Source organism: Bacillus infantis (assembly GCF_008180445.1).
Taxonomy (GTDB): Bacteria; Bacillota; Bacilli; order Bacillales; family Cytobacillaceae; genus Bacillus_AB; species Bacillus_AB infantis_B.
On record NZ_VTER01000010.1, the window covers coordinates 88,279 to 106,635 of the forward strand.

Annotated in this window: 15 protein-coding genes; 9 read left to right on the top strand and 6 right to left on the bottom strand. The window is 46.6% G+C overall.

Features of this window, described 5'->3' with window-relative positions; all coding sequences use genetic code 11:
- Nucleotides 1-78: 78 nt before the first annotated feature.
- On the bottom strand, nt 79-1,161 hold the full coding sequence (locus tag FZD51_RS18895) for a GntR family transcriptional regulator (protein WP_148976183.1): 1,083 nt from the start codon (nt 1,159-1,161) through the stop codon (nt 79-81).
- Between the two features lie 314 nt (nt 1,162-1,475).
- Between FZD51_RS18895 and FZD51_RS18900 the strand changes: the two genes are divergently transcribed.
- The 4 genes from FZD51_RS18900 (at nt 1,476) to FZD51_RS18915 (ending at nt 6,889) form a co-directional block, all read left to right on the top strand.
- On the top strand, nt 1,476-3,077 hold the full coding sequence (locus FZD51_RS18900) for a xylulokinase (RefSeq protein ID WP_148976184.1): 1,602 nt from the start codon (nt 1,476-1,478) through the stop codon (nt 3,075-3,077).
- A gap of 13 nt (nt 3,078-3,090) precedes the next feature.
- Nucleotides 3,091-3,786 carry an L-ribulose-5-phosphate 4-epimerase gene (locus FZD51_RS18905; RefSeq protein WP_148976185.1) on the top strand — a complete coding sequence of 232 codons (696 nt, stop codon included), beginning with the start codon at nt 3,091-3,093 and terminating at the stop codon, nt 3,784-3,786.
- A gap of 39 nt (nt 3,787-3,825) precedes the next feature.
- The gene (araA, locus tag FZD51_RS18910; RefSeq protein ID WP_148976285.1) at nt 3,826-5,250 is read left to right on the top strand and encodes an L-arabinose isomerase; all 1,425 of its coding nucleotides are present in this window, start codon (nt 3,826-3,828) and stop codon (nt 5,248-5,250) included.
- A 244-nt stretch (nt 5,251-5,494) separates the two neighbouring features.
- On the top strand, nt 5,495-6,889 hold the full coding sequence (locus tag FZD51_RS18915) for a sugar porter family MFS transporter (protein WP_148976186.1): 1,395 nt from the start codon (nt 5,495-5,497) through the stop codon (nt 6,887-6,889).
- A 101-nt stretch (nt 6,890-6,990) separates the two neighbouring features.
- On the opposite strand, the gene FZD51_RS18920 is transcribed toward FZD51_RS18915, so the two are convergent.
- The 4 genes from FZD51_RS18920 to FZD51_RS18935 are packed head-to-tail and all read right to left on the bottom strand — an operon-like array spanning nt 6,991 to nt 10,940.
- Nucleotides 6,991-7,809, bottom strand: a complete 819-nt coding sequence (locus FZD51_RS18920; RefSeq protein ID WP_148976187.1) for an ABC transporter ATP-binding protein — start codon at nt 7,807-7,809, stop codon at nt 6,991-6,993.
- Nucleotides 7,809-8,840, bottom strand: coding sequence for a FecCD family ABC transporter permease (locus tag FZD51_RS18925; protein WP_148976188.1), 1,032 nt, complete (start codon nt 8,838-8,840; stop codon nt 7,809-7,811). The genes FZD51_RS18920 and FZD51_RS18925 overlap by 1 nt, the downstream gene beginning before the upstream one ends.
- On the bottom strand, nt 8,837-9,871 hold the full coding sequence (locus FZD51_RS18930) for a FecCD family ABC transporter permease (protein ID WP_148976189.1): 1,035 nt from the start codon (nt 9,869-9,871) through the stop codon (nt 8,837-8,839). Before FZD51_RS18930 ends, FZD51_RS18925 begins: the two co-directional genes overlap by 4 nt.
- A gap of 1 nt (nt 9,872) precedes the next feature.
- Nucleotides 9,873-10,940: an iron-siderophore ABC transporter substrate-binding protein gene (locus tag FZD51_RS18935; protein ID WP_148976190.1), complete on the bottom strand. Its 1,068-nt coding sequence runs from the start codon at nt 10,938-10,940 to the stop codon at nt 9,873-9,875.
- 404 nt (nt 10,941-11,344) lie between these two features.
- Here FZD51_RS18935 and FZD51_RS18940 point away from each other — a divergent pair, with 404 nt between their 5' ends.
- Together FZD51_RS18940 and FZD51_RS18945 are read left to right on the top strand one after the other, a co-directional pair.
- On the top strand, nt 11,345-12,736 hold the full coding sequence (locus FZD51_RS18940; protein WP_148976191.1) for a right-handed parallel beta-helix repeat-containing protein: 1,392 nt from the start codon (nt 11,345-11,347) through the stop codon (nt 12,734-12,736).
- 243 nt (nt 12,737-12,979) lie between these two features.
- A complete protein-coding gene (locus FZD51_RS18945) occupies nt 12,980-14,371 on the top strand; it encodes a tetratricopeptide repeat protein (protein ID WP_148976192.1) in 1,392 nt (463 codons plus the stop codon).
- Between the two features lie 82 nt (nt 14,372-14,453).
- On the opposite strand, the gene FZD51_RS18950 is transcribed toward FZD51_RS18945, so the two are convergent.
- Complete coding sequence (locus FZD51_RS18950) at nt 14,454-14,999, bottom strand: GbsR/MarR family transcriptional regulator (protein ID WP_148976193.1); 546 nt, start codon at nt 14,997-14,999, stop codon at nt 14,454-14,456.
- 311 nt (nt 15,000-15,310) lie between these two features.
- On the opposite strand from FZD51_RS18950, the gene proV reads away from it, so the two are divergent.
- The 3 genes from proV to FZD51_RS18965 are packed head-to-tail and all read left to right on the top strand — an operon-like array spanning nt 15,311 to nt 18,270.
- Nucleotides 15,311-16,534 (top strand): glycine betaine/L-proline ABC transporter ATP-binding protein ProV, encoded by a 1,224-nt coding sequence (gene proV / locus FZD51_RS18955; protein WP_148976194.1) that lies wholly within the window; start codon nt 15,311-15,313, stop codon nt 16,532-16,534.
- Complete coding sequence (locus FZD51_RS18960) at nt 16,531-17,364, top strand: ABC transporter permease (protein WP_148976195.1); 834 nt, start codon at nt 16,531-16,533, stop codon at nt 17,362-17,364. The genes proV and FZD51_RS18960 overlap by 4 nt, the downstream gene beginning before the upstream one ends.
- Nucleotides 17,365-17,379: 15 nt before the next feature.
- A complete protein-coding gene (locus tag FZD51_RS18965) occupies nt 17,380-18,270 on the top strand; it encodes a glycine betaine ABC transporter substrate-binding protein (RefSeq protein ID WP_148976196.1) in 891 nt (296 codons plus the stop codon).
- Nucleotides 18,271-18,357: the final 87 nt, after the last annotated feature.

The window sequence follows — 18,357 nt, forward strand, 5'->3', positions numbered from 1 at the left end:
TAAAAAGGGCCAGACCCATCTTATCCAAAGATGGGTCTGGCCCTTTTTGATTAAGTGCTTATATCACGGCAGAACGGCTTACTTCAATTCTTCGACTGTTTCCCCTTCAATCAGCACAGGCTGATAATAGGTTTCGTTGGGCAAATCTTTTTTCCCCTGTAATTTCTTGATCACCCAATCCGCTGCATCCCGCCCCATCTGTTCTTGTGGATGCGTCAAGGTTGTCAGTTTAATATTCGCATTTTGGGCGATATAGGAATTATCCTGGCCGATGATGGACAGCTCATCTGGAATGGAAATGGAAAGTTGTCTGCACACATTTGCCACTTCTAATCCTACTTCATCGTTATAGCATACAACTGCTGATAAAATATCTCTATTTTCGTCCAGGAAGGTTTTTAAATTTGAGTATAAATCCAGCTTTGTCTCTGTTGTAAACGTAAGCACATGCTCCGGCCGGAATCGTATCTTTGCTTCTTGAAGCGCCTTTATATACCCCTTCATCCGATATTTCCCCTGCAGATCATCCATTTTTGATATGATCCCGATTTGTGTATGGCCCTTTGATATCAATTCTTTTGCCGCTAGATAGCTGGATTCTACATCATTAAGGGAAAGAAAGGGGACTTCTAATTCCTCGTAATAAGCATTGATCATGATAAAAGGGACGTCCTGTTCCTTGAACAACAGATAGTAGGCAATATTGGGGTTATATTGATTGCTTTTTGTAGGTTCAATGATGAGGCCATCCACCCCGTATGAAAGCATCATTTCCAACGCTTTTTTCTCTTGCTCGACATCATTGTTGGTACTGGCCAGCAAAAGTGAATAATTATCCTCTTTCAATCTTTTCTCGATCCCGCGGATGATGGAGGGAAAAATATAGTCGGAAATATAAGTAGTAATGACGCCGATTGTTTTATTATGATTGCGGTTCGATTTTGACTGGAATTGGCTGCTGACATAGGTGCCGGAGCCTTTTTCACTCCGCAGGTACCCCTCGTTTGACAGCTCCAATATGGCCTTTCGTATCGTATGCCTGCTGACGGTGTATTTTTCCTGGAGAGCTGATTCTGTAGGAATCTGTTCTCCTACACGATACTCTCCGGAGAGAATTTTATCTTTAATATCATCAAGGATGATCTGATATTTTGGTTTCATTAGTTTCACTTCTTTCCTGGCTGATCACGTACAAATTCACTGCCCAAGAGTTATTTATGGACATATCTTAGCATGCTTTCGCAGGAATGGAAATAAGTACTGTACTTCTGTTATTAAGACTCCGGATAATTTGTATGTATTAATTAACTTTATAATTGACAAATGTACGTACAAAAATTTATACTGTGTTTGTAGATGCAATAAAGCGCTTCCTTGCTGATTTTCATTTTTGAAATCGCTGTCAAAGAAGTGGGGCATGAAGAATAAAGCACTTCCTTATATATATACTGCTGCCCGGGAAGGGGAATATGACCATGAATCATTCAAAGATCGTACAAGCGATTGCTGAGGGGACCACTTCACTCGGAATTGAATTAGGATCCACACGCATTAAAGCTGTGCTTATTGATGGCAGCTTCGAGACCATTGCTTCAGGAAGTTATGAATGGGAAAACTGCCTGGAGGATGGATATTGGACATACAACCTAGTCGATATCATCACTGGCCTGCAAGCAGCTTACAGTGAAATGAAGCTGGATGTTGAACGAAATTACGGAATCACCATCCGCAAAATCGGTTCAATAGGATTTTCGGCTATGATGCACGGATATATGGCTTTTGATAAAACAGGAGAGCTGCTCGTCCCATTCCGGACCTGGCGCAACTCGACTACCGGTGCTGCAGCAAAAGAATTGACCGATATTTTTCAGTTCAATATCCCTGAGCGGTGGAGTATTGCCCATCTTTATCAGGCCATATTGAATGACGAGAAACATTTGAACCGCATCGATTATATGACCACTCTGGCTGGATATATCCATTGGCTGCTTACTGGTGAAAAAGCTATCGGCATCGGGGATGCTTCTGGCATCTTCCCAATTGATGAATCCAGGCAGGATTACAATGAACCCATGGTAAAGCAGTTTGACGATCTAATAGCTGACAAGGGGCTTTGGAAACTGAAGGACATACTTCCCAAAGTATTGGGTGCAGGCGAACAGGCTGGCCAGCTGACTGAAATTGGAGCAAGAATTCTGGACCGGTCACAAAATCTGCAGCCGGGCATTCCGGTTTGTCCCCCTGAAGGCGATGCCGGAACAGGGATGGTCGCGACCAATAGTGTGAGGAAGCGCACCGGGAATGTTTCGGTGGGGACTTCCGTGTTCGCCATGATTGTATTAGAAAAAGAACTTTCAAAGGTATATCCGGAGATCGATCTTGTCACAACTCCAAGCGGCAGCCCTGTTGGAATGGTGCATGCGAATAATTGCTCCAGCGACCTTAATGCCTGGATGGGGCTGTTCAGTGAATTCTCCGAGGCAATGGGGCACAAAGCAGATAAAGATAAATTGTTTGAAGTGATGCTGAACAAAGCATTAGAGGCAGATGCGGATGGCGGCGGCCTGCTGAGCTATGGCTATTATTCAGGTGAAAATATCACTGGTCTGGAACAAGGAAGGCCATTATTTGTCCGCTCTCCGGAGAGCACTTTCAATTTGGCAAACTTCATGAGGACGCATCTGTTTTCCGCTTTTTGCGCGCTGAAAATGGGGATGGATATCCTGACCCGGAAAGAACATATCGCAATTGATAGTATTCTGGCTCATGGCGGTCTGTTCAAGACACCTCTTGTCGGGCAAAAAATAGCAGCCGCTGCCATGAACACGCCGGTATCTGTCACAGCCACAGCCGGAGAAGGCGGTGCATGGGGGATGGCGATCCTGGCTTCTTACATGATAAATAGGAACGGTGAAGAAAGTTTAGAAGAGTTTCTTGATAATAGAGTTTTTGAAGAGGTCGAGAGACATGAAATCTATCCTGACCAATTAGATGTAAAAGGGTTTGAAGAATTCCTCGAACGATATAAAAAAGGGCTGATGATTGAACAGGCTGCTGTTGATCATCTGATTCTTTAAGGGAGGCATAGCCATGCTGGAGCAACTGAAAGAAGAGGTATATCAAGCAAATCTGGATCTGCCTAAATATGGGCTTGTGAAGCATACCTGGGGAAATGCCAGTGCTATAGACCGCGAAACGGGCTTATTTGCCATCAAGCCCAGCGGCGTCGATTATGAAACGATGAAGCCCAGTGACATGGTGATCCTTGATTTAGACGGCAATGTTATTGAAGGAGAGCTGCGGCCTTCATCAGACACAGCCACCCATGCCGTATTATATAAACATTACGGGGAGATTGGCGGCATTGTGCACACCCATTCCACCTGGGCGACAATCTGGGCCCAGGCCGGCCTTGATGTGCCCGCGATGGGCACCACTCATGCCGATACATTCTATGGTTCCGTGCCATGTGCCCGCCATTTGACGCAAGAGGAGATCGACCGGGGCTATGAAGCTGAAACAGGCAAAGTGATCATTGAAACATTCCAAGAGCGCGGTTTGGATATTTTAGCAGTCCCTGGCGTCCTGCTTCATGGGCACGGCCCGTTTACATGGGGCAAGGATGCAAAAGCAGCCGTATTGAATAGTGTAGTGCTCGACGAAGTAGCGAAAATGAATTTATTTACCCGGGAATTAAATCACTTTGCAGAGGCATTGCCGCAGAGGATATTAGATAAGCATTATCTCCGCAAGCACGGCAAGAATGCATATTATGGCCAAAAATAGAACTCTATCAATCTATTAAAAGAAGAAAAGAGGATGATTATGCTAACAGCAGGGAAAAAAGAATTTTGGTTTGTTGTAGGTTCACAGCATTTATATGGAGAAGAAGCGCTGGCAGAAGTCAGGGCTAACGCACAGAAAATGGCCGATGCACTGAATGAAAGCGGTGTCCTTCCTTATCCGCTTGTACTGCAGGATTTGGCTGTCAGCGCAGATACAATCACAAGCATCATGAAAGAAGTAAATTACCGCGACGAAGTAGCCGGTGTCATTACCTGGATGCATACATTCTCACCAGCAAAGTTGTGGATCCGCGGCACGAAATTACTGCAAAAGCCATTGCTTCATCTGGCGACGCAATTCAATGAAAGCATACCTTGGGATACAATTGATATGGATTTCATGAACCTGAATCAATCTGCACACGGTGATCGGGAATATGGTTTTATCAATGCCCGGCTGAAGAAGCAGAACAAAATTGTCACAGGCTACTGGGAGCACCCTGAAGTGCAGCAGCAGATTGCCGACTGGATGGATGTGGCGGCTGCTTATAACGAAAGCTTCCATATCAAGGTTGCCCGCTTTGGCGATAATATGCGCAATGTTGCTGTAACCGAGGGGGATAAGGTTGAAGCCCAAATCCAGTTTGGATGGACTGTTGATTATTTTGGCATCGGAGACCTGGTCCAATATATAGGCGATGTTAAGGACGAAGAGGTTCAGGCTTTAATGGCAGAATATAAGGACCTATACGAGTTTGATTATGCTAGCTATAGTAAGGAAGATTGGGAGAAAAGCGTAAAAGTGCAAGCAAGCTATGAAATTGCGATTAAGCGCTTCCTTGATGAAGGCGGCTATACTGCCTTTACCTCTAACTTCGAAGATTTACACGGGATGAAACAGCTCCCCGGCCTCGCCGTTCAGCGTTTGATGGCGCAGGGATATGGCTTTGCGGGTGAAGGGGACTGGAAGACGGCTGCACTTGACCGCCTGCTGAAAGTTATGAGCCGCAACCAGTCCACAGGTTTTATGGAAGATTACACCTATGAGCTGGCAGCCGGCCGGGAATCGATCCTTCAATCGCACATGCTTGAAGTAGATCCTTCCCTCGCCAGCAGCAAGCCGAAGATCGTCGTATCACCGCTGGGCATCGGTGATCGTGAAGATCCTGCACGTTTGGTGTTTGACGGAAAAGCCGGGGACGGCGTGGTCGTTTCAATGGCAGATTTCGGTACTCATTTCAAGCTCCTGATTAACGAAGTTACTGCATTCGAGCCGGAAGTGCCTGCACCGAATCTTCCTGTTGCCCGTGTCCTTTGGGAAGTGAAGCCAAATTTCCAGGATGGGGTAAAAGCATGGCTTGAAAATGGCGGAGGCCACCATACGGTTGTTTCGTTGAATCTGACAGCAGACCAAATTGTCTCTTATGCCAAACTTGTTGATTTAGACTATGTTGTGATTAAGTAATATCTTTAATTTCCTGGGGAGCCATGCTTCCCGGGAGCTGCAATCAAGCATATAAGAACAAGAAGGACCAAATGCCAATCAGGCTTGAGTCTCTTGATTTTAATGTAAGCGCACCCATGCATTCGGACAAGCATTTAATAAGTAGGCCGGTGCAATATGCATGGGGAATTTTCTGCGGCTTGCACTTGGTCTAATGGCCTTTCGTATTTTCAACAGTGAGAGACAACCTTGAGGAGGAACTGGTATGGGGAATGAAAAGAAAATCTCAAGCGGATTCATTTACTTTTTTGGAGCATTTGCCGGCATTCTCTTTGGTTATGATATCGGCGTCATGACGGGGGCACTGCCTTTTCTGCAGAGTGATTGGAACCTTCAGGATGAGGCTGGGGCTATAGGCTGGATTACTTCTTCAGTCATGTTAGGAGCTATTTTTGGGGGTGCCTTGGCCGGACAGCTTTCCGACCGCTTAGGACGGCGCAAAATGATCCTGATATCAGCTATGATTTTTGTGGCTGGCTCTATTTTGTCAGGAATCGCCCCGCATGATGGGATTCTCTTTTTGATTGTAGCCAGGGTATTATTGGGCCTGGCAGTTGGTGCTGCTTCCGCGCTGGTCCCGGCCTATATGTCAGAAATGGCCCCGGCACGCCTGCGCGGACGCTTGTCAGGAATCAATCAAACGATGATCGTGTCTGGAATGCTGCTTTCATATATAGTAGATTACCTGCTGAAGGATCTGCCGGAAACAATGGCCTGGCGGTTAATGCTTGGCTTAGCTGCCATCCCGGCTGTCATCCTATTTTTCGGAATGTTAAAGCTTCCTGAATCACCGCGTTTTTTAATTAAGAATAATAAGCTGGATGAAGCACGCAAGGTGCTGAGCTATATCCGGGTTAACAAACAGGAAATTGATGCTGAAATCAAGTCTATCCAGGATGCGGCACAAGAAGAAAGAAAGGCCAGTCAAAAAGCATCATGGGGCACACTTTTCAGCAATAAATACCGGTATTTATTAATTGCCGGTGTGGGCGTCGCTGCTTTTCAGCAATTCCAGGGTGCGAATGCCATTTTTTATTACATACCTTTAATTGTAGAAAATGCTACAGGGCACGCAGCCAGCTCCGCATTGATGTGGCCGATTATCCAAGGGGTCATCCTTGTACTTGGTTCACTGGTGTTCCTGCTGATAGCCGACAAATTCAACCGCCGCACCTTACTGACAGCAGGCGGAACCATCATGGGGCTCTCATTTATTTTGCCGGCTGTTTTGAATGTCCTGCTTCCTAATGCAGATCCAATGATGATGGTTGTTTTCTTGAGTATCTATGTAGCGTTATATTCATTCACATGGGCCCCTTTGACCTGGGTCATTGTTGGGGAAATCTTCCCGCTTGCCATCCGCGGACGTGCTTCCGGACTGGCATCGTCGTTTAACTGGATCGGTTCTTTCATGGTTGGGCTTCTATTCCCGATCATGACCGCAAATATGGCCCAGGAAGCCGTGTTTGCCATCTTCGGCATCATTTGTATCCTCGGGGTAGTCTTTATCCGGACATGTGTCCCTGAAACCCGCGGGCGCAGCCTGGAAGAAATCGAGAAAATCGGGGAAAATAAACTGAATGCTGAAAAAAGTGCGTAAATGAAAGAGTGATAGAGTGGTTCCTGAACCCATTCAAAAAGGAAAGAGGCAAGCCGCATTGGGCTTGCCTCTTTCCTTTTTCTGCTTGAACAAAGCCGTATTTAAGCCAGGGAAAATTCCCTTTTTACATGATGGCGCCCTATAGGCACTACAGAGGGGCATCCTGCAACAGGGTCTTCCACTACCGTACAGTGGAGGCCGAAGATATCTTCGATCAATTTGCTTGTAATAACCTCTGATGGCGCTCCCTCTGCCACAAGCTTTCCTTTATCAAGAGCAAAAATATGGTCTGCATACCGGGCAGACAGGTTGATATCATGAAGGACCATGACGATTGTCGTTCCATGCTTCCGGTTAAGGTCTGTCAGCAAATCGAGGATCTCGACCTGGTAGGTGATATCCAAATAGGTTGTCGGCTCATCCAGGAACAGTATGTCTGTCTGCTGTGCCAGCGCCATGGCAATCCAGACACGCTGTCTTTGGCCGCCGGAGAGTTCATCGATATGGCGGTCGGCAAATTCAGTGATTTTCATCAGCTCCATGGCTTCAGCAACAGCTTCATAATCCTTCTTAGTCCAGCCTTTCAGAAAAGACTGGTGCGGGAATCTTCCGCGTCCAACCAGGTCTGCAACCGTTATCCCCTCAGGTACGATCGGGGTCTGGGGAAGAAGCCCGAGGACCCGGGCCAGCTGTTTTGGCGGAATTTTATGAATGGGCTTACCGCCCAGGGTGACCTGTCCGGATTCAGGTTTGATCAGCCTTGCCATTGTTTTGAGCAGGGTCGATTTGCCGCAGCCGTTGGCACCGATGATGATGCTTATTTGGCTGCTGGGAATGCTGATGCTTATATCATGCAGGATGGTTTTCTGATCATATCCGGCAGTGACTCCTTCAGCCCGGAAATCATGTGTCGGTTTCATTATAAATCACCCTTTCGATTCATTCGGATCAGCAGGTAGATCAAATATGGGGCACCGATAATGCCTGTGATCACACCTACAGGATATCTGGCATCGAATGCGAACTGTCCGATAAGATCTCCTGCCAGTACTAAAATGATGCCGACAAGGCCTGCCGGGACGATGCTCGAGAATCCGACTCCCACCAGCCTCTTGGCGATGGGCCCGGAAAGGAACGCGATGAATGCGATCGGTCCTGTGGCTGCGGTAGCTAAGGCAATGATCAGCACTGAACTGATGATGAGCATCAATCGCGTCTTATTGGTATCTACCCCGAGTGAGGTGGCTGCCTGTTCCCCAAGCTCCAGCATATCCAGTCTTTTCCCGAGCACCATGATGATGGGGGCAAAGATCAGGACAGTAATCATGAGCGGATAAAGATCTTCCATTTTCGCTCCGTTCAGGCTCCCGGTCAGCCATCTCATGGCAGCAGGGAGGTCATTCTGCTGGCCAATCAGCAATAAGTAGGATACAGCAGCATCAAGCATGGCCTGGATGCCGATCCCGATCAGGATTAATCTGCCGATTGAGAAAGAAGAACCTTTTGATAATAGAAAAATAACAGCCACTGCAGTAAGCCCGCCGATAATGGATGCGATGGAAACAAAGGTATCGCTCGCGTGGAGGACGGTGATGCAAAAAACCGCAGCGGCGCTGGATCCGGCTGTTATGCCGATTACATTCGGGTTTGCCAGGGGATTGCGGAGCATCGTTTGGAACACATGTCCCGCAGCGCCAAAAGCAAACCCTGTAAAAACACCTGCAATCATTCTCGGGAAGCGTATGGTGCCCACTGCAAATGAAGCGCCTTTTACTTTTTCGCCCATCAGCACGCTGATGACATCTGAAACAGGATAAATCGTGTTTCCCAGCATAAGCATGGTCCCGCAGAGGGAGAAGGCGATCATGGCAAGAAGAGAAGTGACAAGGACAAACCGGCGTCGTCTCTTTAGTCTGCCCATCATAATAAGATTCATGGATTCATTCATCATAACGCACGCATTTTCGCTTTCATAGTAATTAAGATCAATATAGGAGCCCCGATAAAGGCTGTCACAACACCGACTTCAAGCTCTCCCGGACTTCCCAGTACCCGGCCGCACACATCTGCTATGGTTAAGATGGCTGCGCCTGAAAGAGCAGACATCGGGATGACAAACCGCAGATCCGGGCCGATGACGAGCCGGATCAGGTGTGTGGCCAGCAGGCCGATAAAGCCGATGGGGCCTGCCAATGCTGTCGCCGCACCGCATAAAAGGACACCGCCAAAGGCAGCGGATAGCCTGAGGGTCCCTGTCCGGACTCCCAGCCCCTTGGCGGCTTCATCACCTAGTGCCAGTGCATTCAGTCCTGGAGCTGTAAAGACGGCAATCAGCAGTCCAATGATAAGAAAGGGGATGAAAATGGAGACAGAGTTCCAATTTCCTGCCCCGACACTGCCCACCTGCCAGAATCTGAACTGATCCATCACGTTGGAGCGGGGAATCATAACCGCCATCACAAGGGATGATAACGCAGCACTTGTGGCAGCACCCGCTAAAACGAGCTTAAGGGGCGTGGCACCGCCACTCCCCATTGAACCAATTCCGAATACAAAAATGGCAGTTATGAATGCCCCAGCCAATGCAAGCCAGATATATTGGCCCGCACTGCCTATATCCAAAAAGGAAATTCCGCAGACAACGAATAATGCTGCCCCTGTGTTGACTCCCAATATGCTTGGATCTGCAATAGGATTGCGGGTGACTGACTGCATGAGGGCACCGGAAACTCCTAATGCCGCTCCGCACATCAAGCTGAATACAGTCCTGGCGATTCTTTGGCGCACCACATTTGCTCCATGGCTCTCTGCTTCCGGATGGAACAAGCCGTCCATCAGATCATTCCATCCCACAATGCGGGATCCGAAAGCAAGTGAAGCCAATACGCATAAGCCGAGCAGGACCATAGAAAGGACCAGCACCATGATGAAATGTTTCGGCAGATGCAGCTGCTTATTTTCTGAAACGGAAGAATGATTCATTTTACTGAACTTTGCCTGCAGCTTCTGAAAGCAATGTCAGATACTCGTCAATGGAATATTCAATTGAGAGCGGGCTCGGTGTTCCTGCTGCTGCAAGCGGAGTGTTATCTCCGATGATGACGACAGAGCCTCTTTCTACTGCAGGGATTTTTCCAAGGATAGGATCAGCCTGCAGGGCTGCAAGTGTTTCATCATTTCCATAAGATACGATAATTTCAGCATCGTTCAGCATATCTGCATTTTCAGCACTTACTTCTATATAGAAGCTGTTTGGATCAGTCATTTGGCTTGTAAGACTTTCCGGATATTCCATCTCAAGCTCAGAAAGGAATGCACCGCGCGGATCGGCCGGAGAGTAGATATAGAACTTCGATAAATCAGAGGCATCTATGCTTACGAATGCAGCTTTTTTCCCTTTGAGCTCTGGATGTTCGCTCACTTTGTCTGCAATCAGCTTCTCTGTATCGGCAATCAGCTGCTTGCCTTCTTCTTCCATGCCCATTCCCATTGAATTATAGGTTACTTGCTCGCGCCATGAGGCCACCCAAGGGCTTGTCTGATAGGCAACAACTGGAGCAATTTCGCTTAGTGTATCATATTCTTCCTGAGTGATGCCTGAGTAAGCGGCAAGGATCACATCAGGGCTTACATCAGCAATGGCTTCGAAATCAAGGCCGTCAGTATCCTGGAAAATGACAGGGGTTTCGGCATCAAGTTCTTTCAGTGCATCCGCCGTCCAAGGCAGCATCCCGCTGTCATCCTGAACACCATAGTTTGCGGCTGAGAAGCCTACAGGCACAACGCCTAGAGCAAGAGCGACATCATGGTTCGACCATGCAATCGTAGCAACGCGCTCAGGTTTTTCTTCTATAGTAGTTTCGCCAAAGGCATGTTTGATTACGATTGGATACTCAGCAGAAGCTTCTTCGGACTCAGCCTTATCTGTGTTGGAATTCCCGGCAGGTTCTGAGTTTCCATTTGATTGATCATCTGAACAGCCAGCCAATGCAAAAGTCAGCAAAGCGATCAGGAATGTTGTAAAAATAGAAAATCTTCGTTTGGCATTCATCTTGTTTTTCCTTCCTTCTCTGAACGTAATTGATAATAATTATCACTATCATTAATGTATATGGTATAGATGATGATGTCAATAGAATATTTAGAATTCAGAAAACTGGGAGAAAAATTGTATAGCAGAAACAGCTGATTCAGGATCCTGTGACTTTGTTGTCCTTTTAGGATTTTTCAAAAGGCAGCTTGCACCCATAGCATGCGCTGTTGGGCTTCTTGTTATGAAGAAGGGATGCATAAAGCGGCAGCCGGCGGGTTATGCTTATTTTTTTCTATTGAAATGATGAGGTTTTTGCCGATATTATGAAGCAGGATGAAAATAGAAATAGGCTGATTTTCTAGGCTGGCATGCCTTCTTACAAAGGGACTGGCTGGAGTGAAGCTGACGGGAGTGAAACAGTATTGAATAAGTGGATTGCCGGGCTGGTGCTGATCCTGATTTTTTTGGCCATCGGAATGTTCATCGTTGAAACGGAGGCAGGGACTTCCCCGAAAAAAGTTCTATATGTGTCGCCGGACGGCAGCAACAAAAATTCGGGAAGCAAGCAAAGGCCTTTAAAAACCATACAAAAGGCAGCTGATTCAGCAGAGCCGGGAACTGTCGTATATGTTAGGAAAGGTATTTATAAGGAGCAGGTTGTTATCAGGGAATCCGGTTCCAAGAATGCGCCTATTATGATTAAGTCATATAAGAAAGAGAAAGCAGTATTGGACGGAACAAACCTTCAGGCAAACTGGGACCACCAAGGTCTGATATCCATCCATGATAAAAGTTATATTACGGTTGACGGGTTTGAAGTCAGAAACTATAAAACAGCTGAAGAAGATGTGGTGCCGATCGGCATCTCTGTCAGCGGCAGCGGAAAGGGTATCCGGATTTTGCGGAATCATGTTCACCATATTGAGACGCTACATGATAACGGCAATGCCCACGGGATTGCAGTATATGGAACAAAGGCGCCGGAAGCGATTGAAGATATAGAGATTTCGGAGAACCTCGTAGAGGATTTAAAGCTTGGCTGGAGTGAAGCAGTGGTATTAAACGGGAACGTGAGCCATTTTATAGTGACCAAAAATATCGTCAGGCAGAGCAATAACATCGGAATTGATATGATCGGATTTGAAGGGACATCGCCCCGGGAGGCTTATGACCAGGCCAGGAATGGACTTGTCAGCCATAATACCGTCAGCGGGATATCGAGCTATGGAAATCCTGCATATGGCCCCCATTATACAGCCGGCGGCATTTATGTGGATGGAGGAAAGGAAATAAAGATTGAGGAGAACCGGGTCTATCAGAATGATATCGGCATCGAAGCAGCCAGTGAACATAAAGGGAAGTCGACAAGCGGGATAAATATCCGCAACAATATAATCTTTGAAAATAGAAGTGCCGGCATTGCCATAGGCGGGTATGACGAAGAAAGAGGCAATACGGTTAAATCCAGCATTACTGATAATGTAATGTATAAGAATGACAAGGAATATCAGGACGGCGGGCAAGTGCTCATTCAATACAATACTAAACATAATACAATCGAGAATAATATCATGGTTGCGGGTGAATCGGGCCTCTTGATCAGCAGCCCTTTCAGGAAAAGTGAAGGCAACAGCATCAACCATAATATGTATTATGTTAGCGGCGGGGAAAAGAAAACTCGTTGGATCTGGGAAGAAGAAGAAATCTCCGGTTTCAGTGAATATCAAAAGAAAAGCCGGCAGGACGGCAATAGTGTGTTTCAAAAACCGGAATTTATAGAAGAAAAAAAGAGAGACTTCCGTCTGGAAAAATAGGCCTGCACTGCAGGTTTTTTATTTTGCTTCCAGGCACGCAGCATCTATGCAATGACCAATCATCAAATGCGGCCCGGAAAAATGGCGGCGGGCACCTGGCAATGTGGCTCCAGCCTGGGCGAGGGAACTTGTATGCCAGGACCCGAAGTTAGGGTGTGGCGCGTACGTATGCTAAAATGCTGGTAGAGGGTTATTTTATACAGATCAATTATTGTTTGCAGCAGAAATAAGGGGGGATTTGAAATGAGCCAGAATCAATTCTTGCTTTTTGATCATAAAAAACAGATCAGTCTAAAAGCGGAGCGGGCAGCATTTTATCTGCAAGGTCAGATAATTGAAGCGTTCAGTGAAAAAAATGAAGTTTATTATCTTATCTTTTATAAATATCATTTCCTGACAGCGGTGAAAACCACGAAACTCCGCCGCCATTCTTACATTGAGCTCGCCTTTAAAAAAGGCATGATCTTTGAAAGTCCCCACCCGCTTATCAAAATATTGCTTTCTTCTAATCACCCTTGCCAATGCATCAGCTTCAATCAGCTGCTAAAAAAGCTGGAAAGGCAATATACCCCCCTGGAAAAGTCATTTATTCTTACCTTTTTCGAATCACTGATACCCAAAAGGGATCTGTTCAACGAAATTAAATCCGTCTATTATGAATACCGCCGCAATGGAGACTATTTTTCAGGCTACCAGATGATCCGCCTGATCATGGAATTTGCCCCAAAAACGAGTCTGGCTGTTTCGCATAGCAATGATATGATCTTCAGTAAATATGCATGGAGGTACAGTGAAAAGCCTGAGGAGCTGTTTGCCAAAGATCCCATCTTTGCAGAAAAAACACTCTATTCCCAGAGGGCGGACGACGTATGCTTCCAGCAGCTTATTGACCGGCTGGAAAAAGAGTCCCGCTGGATGGACCTCATCGCCTTATCCATACAAAAACTCATAGCGTCACCTTCACCTGACTGCTATGCCCATCTTTTAAAATTGCTTGCTCACCATACAGAAATAGATTCCCTCCACATTCAAGAGTCCTTATCTTTTCAATTGTCTGCCTTCCTTCCATTGCAAAAGGATCTATTAGAAAAATATATACAAAACCATGCTGCTGATAAAGTTTTCAAACTGATGAAAACCAGCGCTTTTCAGCTGGATGATTCTCAGATATATGCCGTTGGGGAAATGCTGGAAAAGTGGGAGCCGGATAACCAGCCTGTCCAGCCTGAACTGCTGTATCCCCTCATCAAGCGATATACTAGCACATTCCCTGAAAAAGCTGATAAACTCCTTGAAAAGTTTGTCATTTCGATGCTGAATACTCATGAGCTGCCATATATCCAAAATTGGCTGAAGCCATTAAAAGACAAGCATAAGAAGCTGCTGATAGTTGAAAAAATTGATAAGATGCAAAAGCTTTATGAAGATCCCGACGATATGCAGCAGCTTGGGGAGCTGTATTTTGAACTGAGCCAGCTGGATAAAGCGGTTGAATGCTTCAGCTGGGAAATGGAGCTGAAGCCGGCTGACCCGAGACCTCTGCAATGGCTGGCGAAAACCTACCATGAAAAGGGGATGGACTGCGAATCAGACGCCTATCGCCAGCTGTGTATCCAGCTCCAGAAAAGGGCTTGAACCGGCCGGTGCCTGCCCCTGATCCCCTAATACAAAAAAGGTGCCTGCCCCCTGATGGGGCAGGCACCTTTTTGGAGAGCATCTACTCTTCCTTTTTTTCATCTTCAGACTTTGTCAGTTCAAAGATCTCCCTTGATTCAAAAAGATCGATGACTTTGTCGAGCCAGGTATAGTATTCGATGGCGTAGGTGATCTTTTGAAGATGGTTTTCGGCTTTTTTTACCGTTTCATCATCTTCTGTATGTGAGAGGACTTCTTCCAGGTCCTTGAGTGATCTAAGCGAGGCATCCAGGTTCATCTGTGTTCCTTTTCTCCATTGCGTACAAAAGCGATCGATGAAATTCTGGTACCAATCCCCTTTAACCTGGTATAAATCTTTTCTTTCTCCTTTTCGCCAGACCTTTTCAACCATATTTAATTCCAGCAGGGTCCTGACACCAGTGGACATACTGGTTTTGCTCATTTCGAGCTCTTCCTTCAATTCATCCAATGTCATGGGTTTATTTTCAAAATAGAGGGTTCCATAGATACGCCCGATAGAGGCGGGAACTCCGTATAAATGCATGTTTCTCGCGACAGATTCAATGACTCTCTCCCGTGCCTGTGCGACCAATTCTTCGTTATGCATGATACACCACCATTCTAGTCACAAATGAGAGGATAATTATGCTAATCCTTTCATCTTGATTCATTTTAAAGTTTGCATTCACTAAAGTAAAGCAAATGCAAGCAGCGAGAAAGAGAGCATATTAGAAGAAATCTAAGAATAAGATAATTTAGAACGTACAGTTTAAACTGTACGAACTTTATTGATGGAATATGATGGATTAACGGGTTTGTTTCATCAGACTAAAGTCCCTTATACTTTTTAAGTACGCTGGAAAAACAGTTCGATTCGACAGAAATCGTCATGTATAAACAAAGTTTAGAGGTGGATTTATGGCTGAAAAGAAAATAAGCGTCCAAAATGTTACGAAAGTCTTTGGTAAATCGCCAAGCCAGGGAGTCAGACTCCTGAATGAGGGGAAATCAAAGCGGGAGATCCTTGAAAAGACCGGAATGACCGTCGGAGTCAATAAAGCGAGCTTTGATGTGTATGCCGGGGAAATATTCGTCATCATGGGATTATCCGGGAGCGGAAAATCCACATTGGTCAGGATGCTGAATCGGCTGATCGATCCGACCGATGGAGAAGTACATATTGATGGAAAGAACATCGTTAAGCTCAACCCCCAAGAGCTGCGGGAAGTAAGACGGAAGAAACTGAGCATGGTATTCCAGCGCTTCGCATTATTCCCTCACCGAACTGTTCTCGAAAATACTGAATACGGCCTTGAAATCCAAGGAGCAGAAAAGTCCGCATGCAGACAGAAGGCAATGGAGTCATTAGAGCTTGTCGGCCTTAAAGGATATGAAAACAGCTATCCGAGCGAACTGAGCGGCGGTATGCAGCAGCGTGTCGGCCTGGCCCGCGCCCTTGCGAACGACCCTGACATCCTGCTGATGGATGAAGCGTTCAGTGCACTCGATCCATTGATCCGCAAAGATATGCAGAACGAATTGCTTGAACTGCAGGAAAAGATGGAAAAAACGATTGTCTTCATCACCCATGATCTTGATGAAGCCCTCCGCATCGGCGACCGAATTGCTCTGATGAAGGATGGGAACATCGTCCAGATCGGGACGCCTGAAGAAATCATGACAAACCCTGCCAATGAATATGTGGAGCGGTTTGTTGAGGATGTTGACCTCTCTAAGGTCCTCACGGCAGAGCATGTCATGAAACGCCCTGAAATGGTGCGCATTGACCGCGGCCCGCGTGTGGCTGTAAAGGTCATGAAGAATGAAGGGATATCCCATCTGTTCGTTGTTGACAGCAAGCAGAAGCTCCTCGGCACCGTCACAATCGAAGCTGCTTCAGCTGCCGTCAAGAACCAGCAGACCCTTGAAGAAATCCTCATTACTGATCTCAGTCCCATTAAACCGGAGACCCTTCTCGTAGACTTGTTCGAGCAGGTGGCTACGGCTGTACTGCCGCTGCCTGTCATCAATGAGGAAGGACGGCTCAAGGGAGTCATTGTAAGGGGCGCTGTCCTTGGTGCACTTGCAGGGCTGGAGTCTGATCTGAATGCAGAGCAGGGAAATGAGGTGGAAAGCATATGACATTTTTGCCGAAGCTTCCGTTAGCCAGCTGGGTAGATAGTGCGGTCAGCTGGATCAAAGACATTCTGGGCCCGTTCTTTGACATCCTGACAGATGGAATCGGAGCAGTTGTTGAATTCTTTGTCATGGTATTGGAATCGATCCCGGCACTGCTGCTGATTTTGATTTTTGCAGGCTTGGCCTGGTGGGTAAGCCGCTGGACGATAGCATTATTTACCGCTATAGGTTTATTGCTGATAGATAATCTCGGCTATTGGGATGGAACGATCGATACGCTTGCCCTTGTCCTGGCATCGGTCATTATATCGATCATCATAGGAATTCCTATTGGAATCTGGATTTCACAAAGCGATCGTGCGCAAAGCTTCCTTACACCGATCCTTGACTTTATGCAGACGATGCCGGCCTTTGTTTATTTGATCCCTGCCATCATTTTCTTCGGGATCGGGGTCGTACCGGGTATCATTGCTTCCGTCATCTTCTCGATGCCGCCGACGATCCGGTTGACCAATCTCGGGATCCGCCAGGTGCCGGAGGATCTTGTAGAAGCATCTAACGCATTTGGATCAACGCCAAGCCAGAAATTATTCAAGGTTCAGCTGCCATTGGCAATGAACACCATCATGGCCGGAATCAACCAAAGCATCATGCTTGCTTTATCCATGGTTGTAATCGCATCACTTGTAGGTGCGCCGGGACTGGGGGCAGATGTGTACCGTGCCGTGACCCAGCTGAAAGTCGGTACAGGTTTTGAAGCTGGCCTTGCCATCGTCATCCTGGCGATCGTGCTTGACCGGATTTCTCAAAATATAAGAATCACTAAAAACTAAGGGGGAAGAAACACTATGAAAAAATTGCGTATGGCCGGATTGGCTTCAATCCTTGCATTGTCTGTCGGATTGGCTGCCTGCGGAAATGATTCTGAAGATACAAAGGAAGGCAGCACGATCGGTGATGGAGTGGATTACAAAATCACTGGCATCGAGCCTGGTGCCGGAATCATGTCGGCAACCAATAAAGCATTGGAAGAGTATGATAATCTGGAAGACTATACACTGGTTGAGTCATCTTCGGCTGCCATGGCTGCTGAGCTGGACAACGCCATCAAAGATGAAGAGCCTATCATCGTTACTGGCTGGACGCCGCACTGGATGTTCGCTAAGTATGATCTGAAATATCTGGAAGACCCTAAAGGGATCTATGGTGAAGCAGAGAAAATCGAAACCTTCACACGCAAAGGCCTGGAAGAAGACCAGCCAAGTGCCTACAAAGTGCTTGACCAATTCTTCTGGACAAATGACGACATCGGTGAAGTCATGGTTGCGATCCAGGAAGGGACAGACCCTGCCGAAGCTGCTGACACATGGGTGAAAGACAACAGCGATAAAGTAGCCGAGTGGACAAACGGTGCAGAGGAAGTAAGCGGGGAAGACATCTCCCTCTCTTATGTAGCCTGGGATTCAGAGATTGCAAGTACTAATGTCGTAGCGAAAGTGTTGGAGAGCATTGGCTATAATGTGGAAATGGTTCAATTGGATGCAGGCCCAATGTTTACAGCTGTTGCTAATGGTGACGCAGATGCAACTGTATCCGCGTGGCTTCCGCTGACTCATAAAGATTATCTGGATCAGTATGGCGACGATATGGAACGCCTTGGTGAAAACCTTGAAGGCGCCAAAACAGGACTTGTCGTTCCTTCTTATGTGGAAGCTGATTCAATCGAAGACTTGGATTAATAATGAAAGAGCCGGGGGATGCCTCCGGCTCTTTTTCTGGCTGTATAGGAATTTATAGATTGTAAGTCTTGTGGATGTATGTCGATT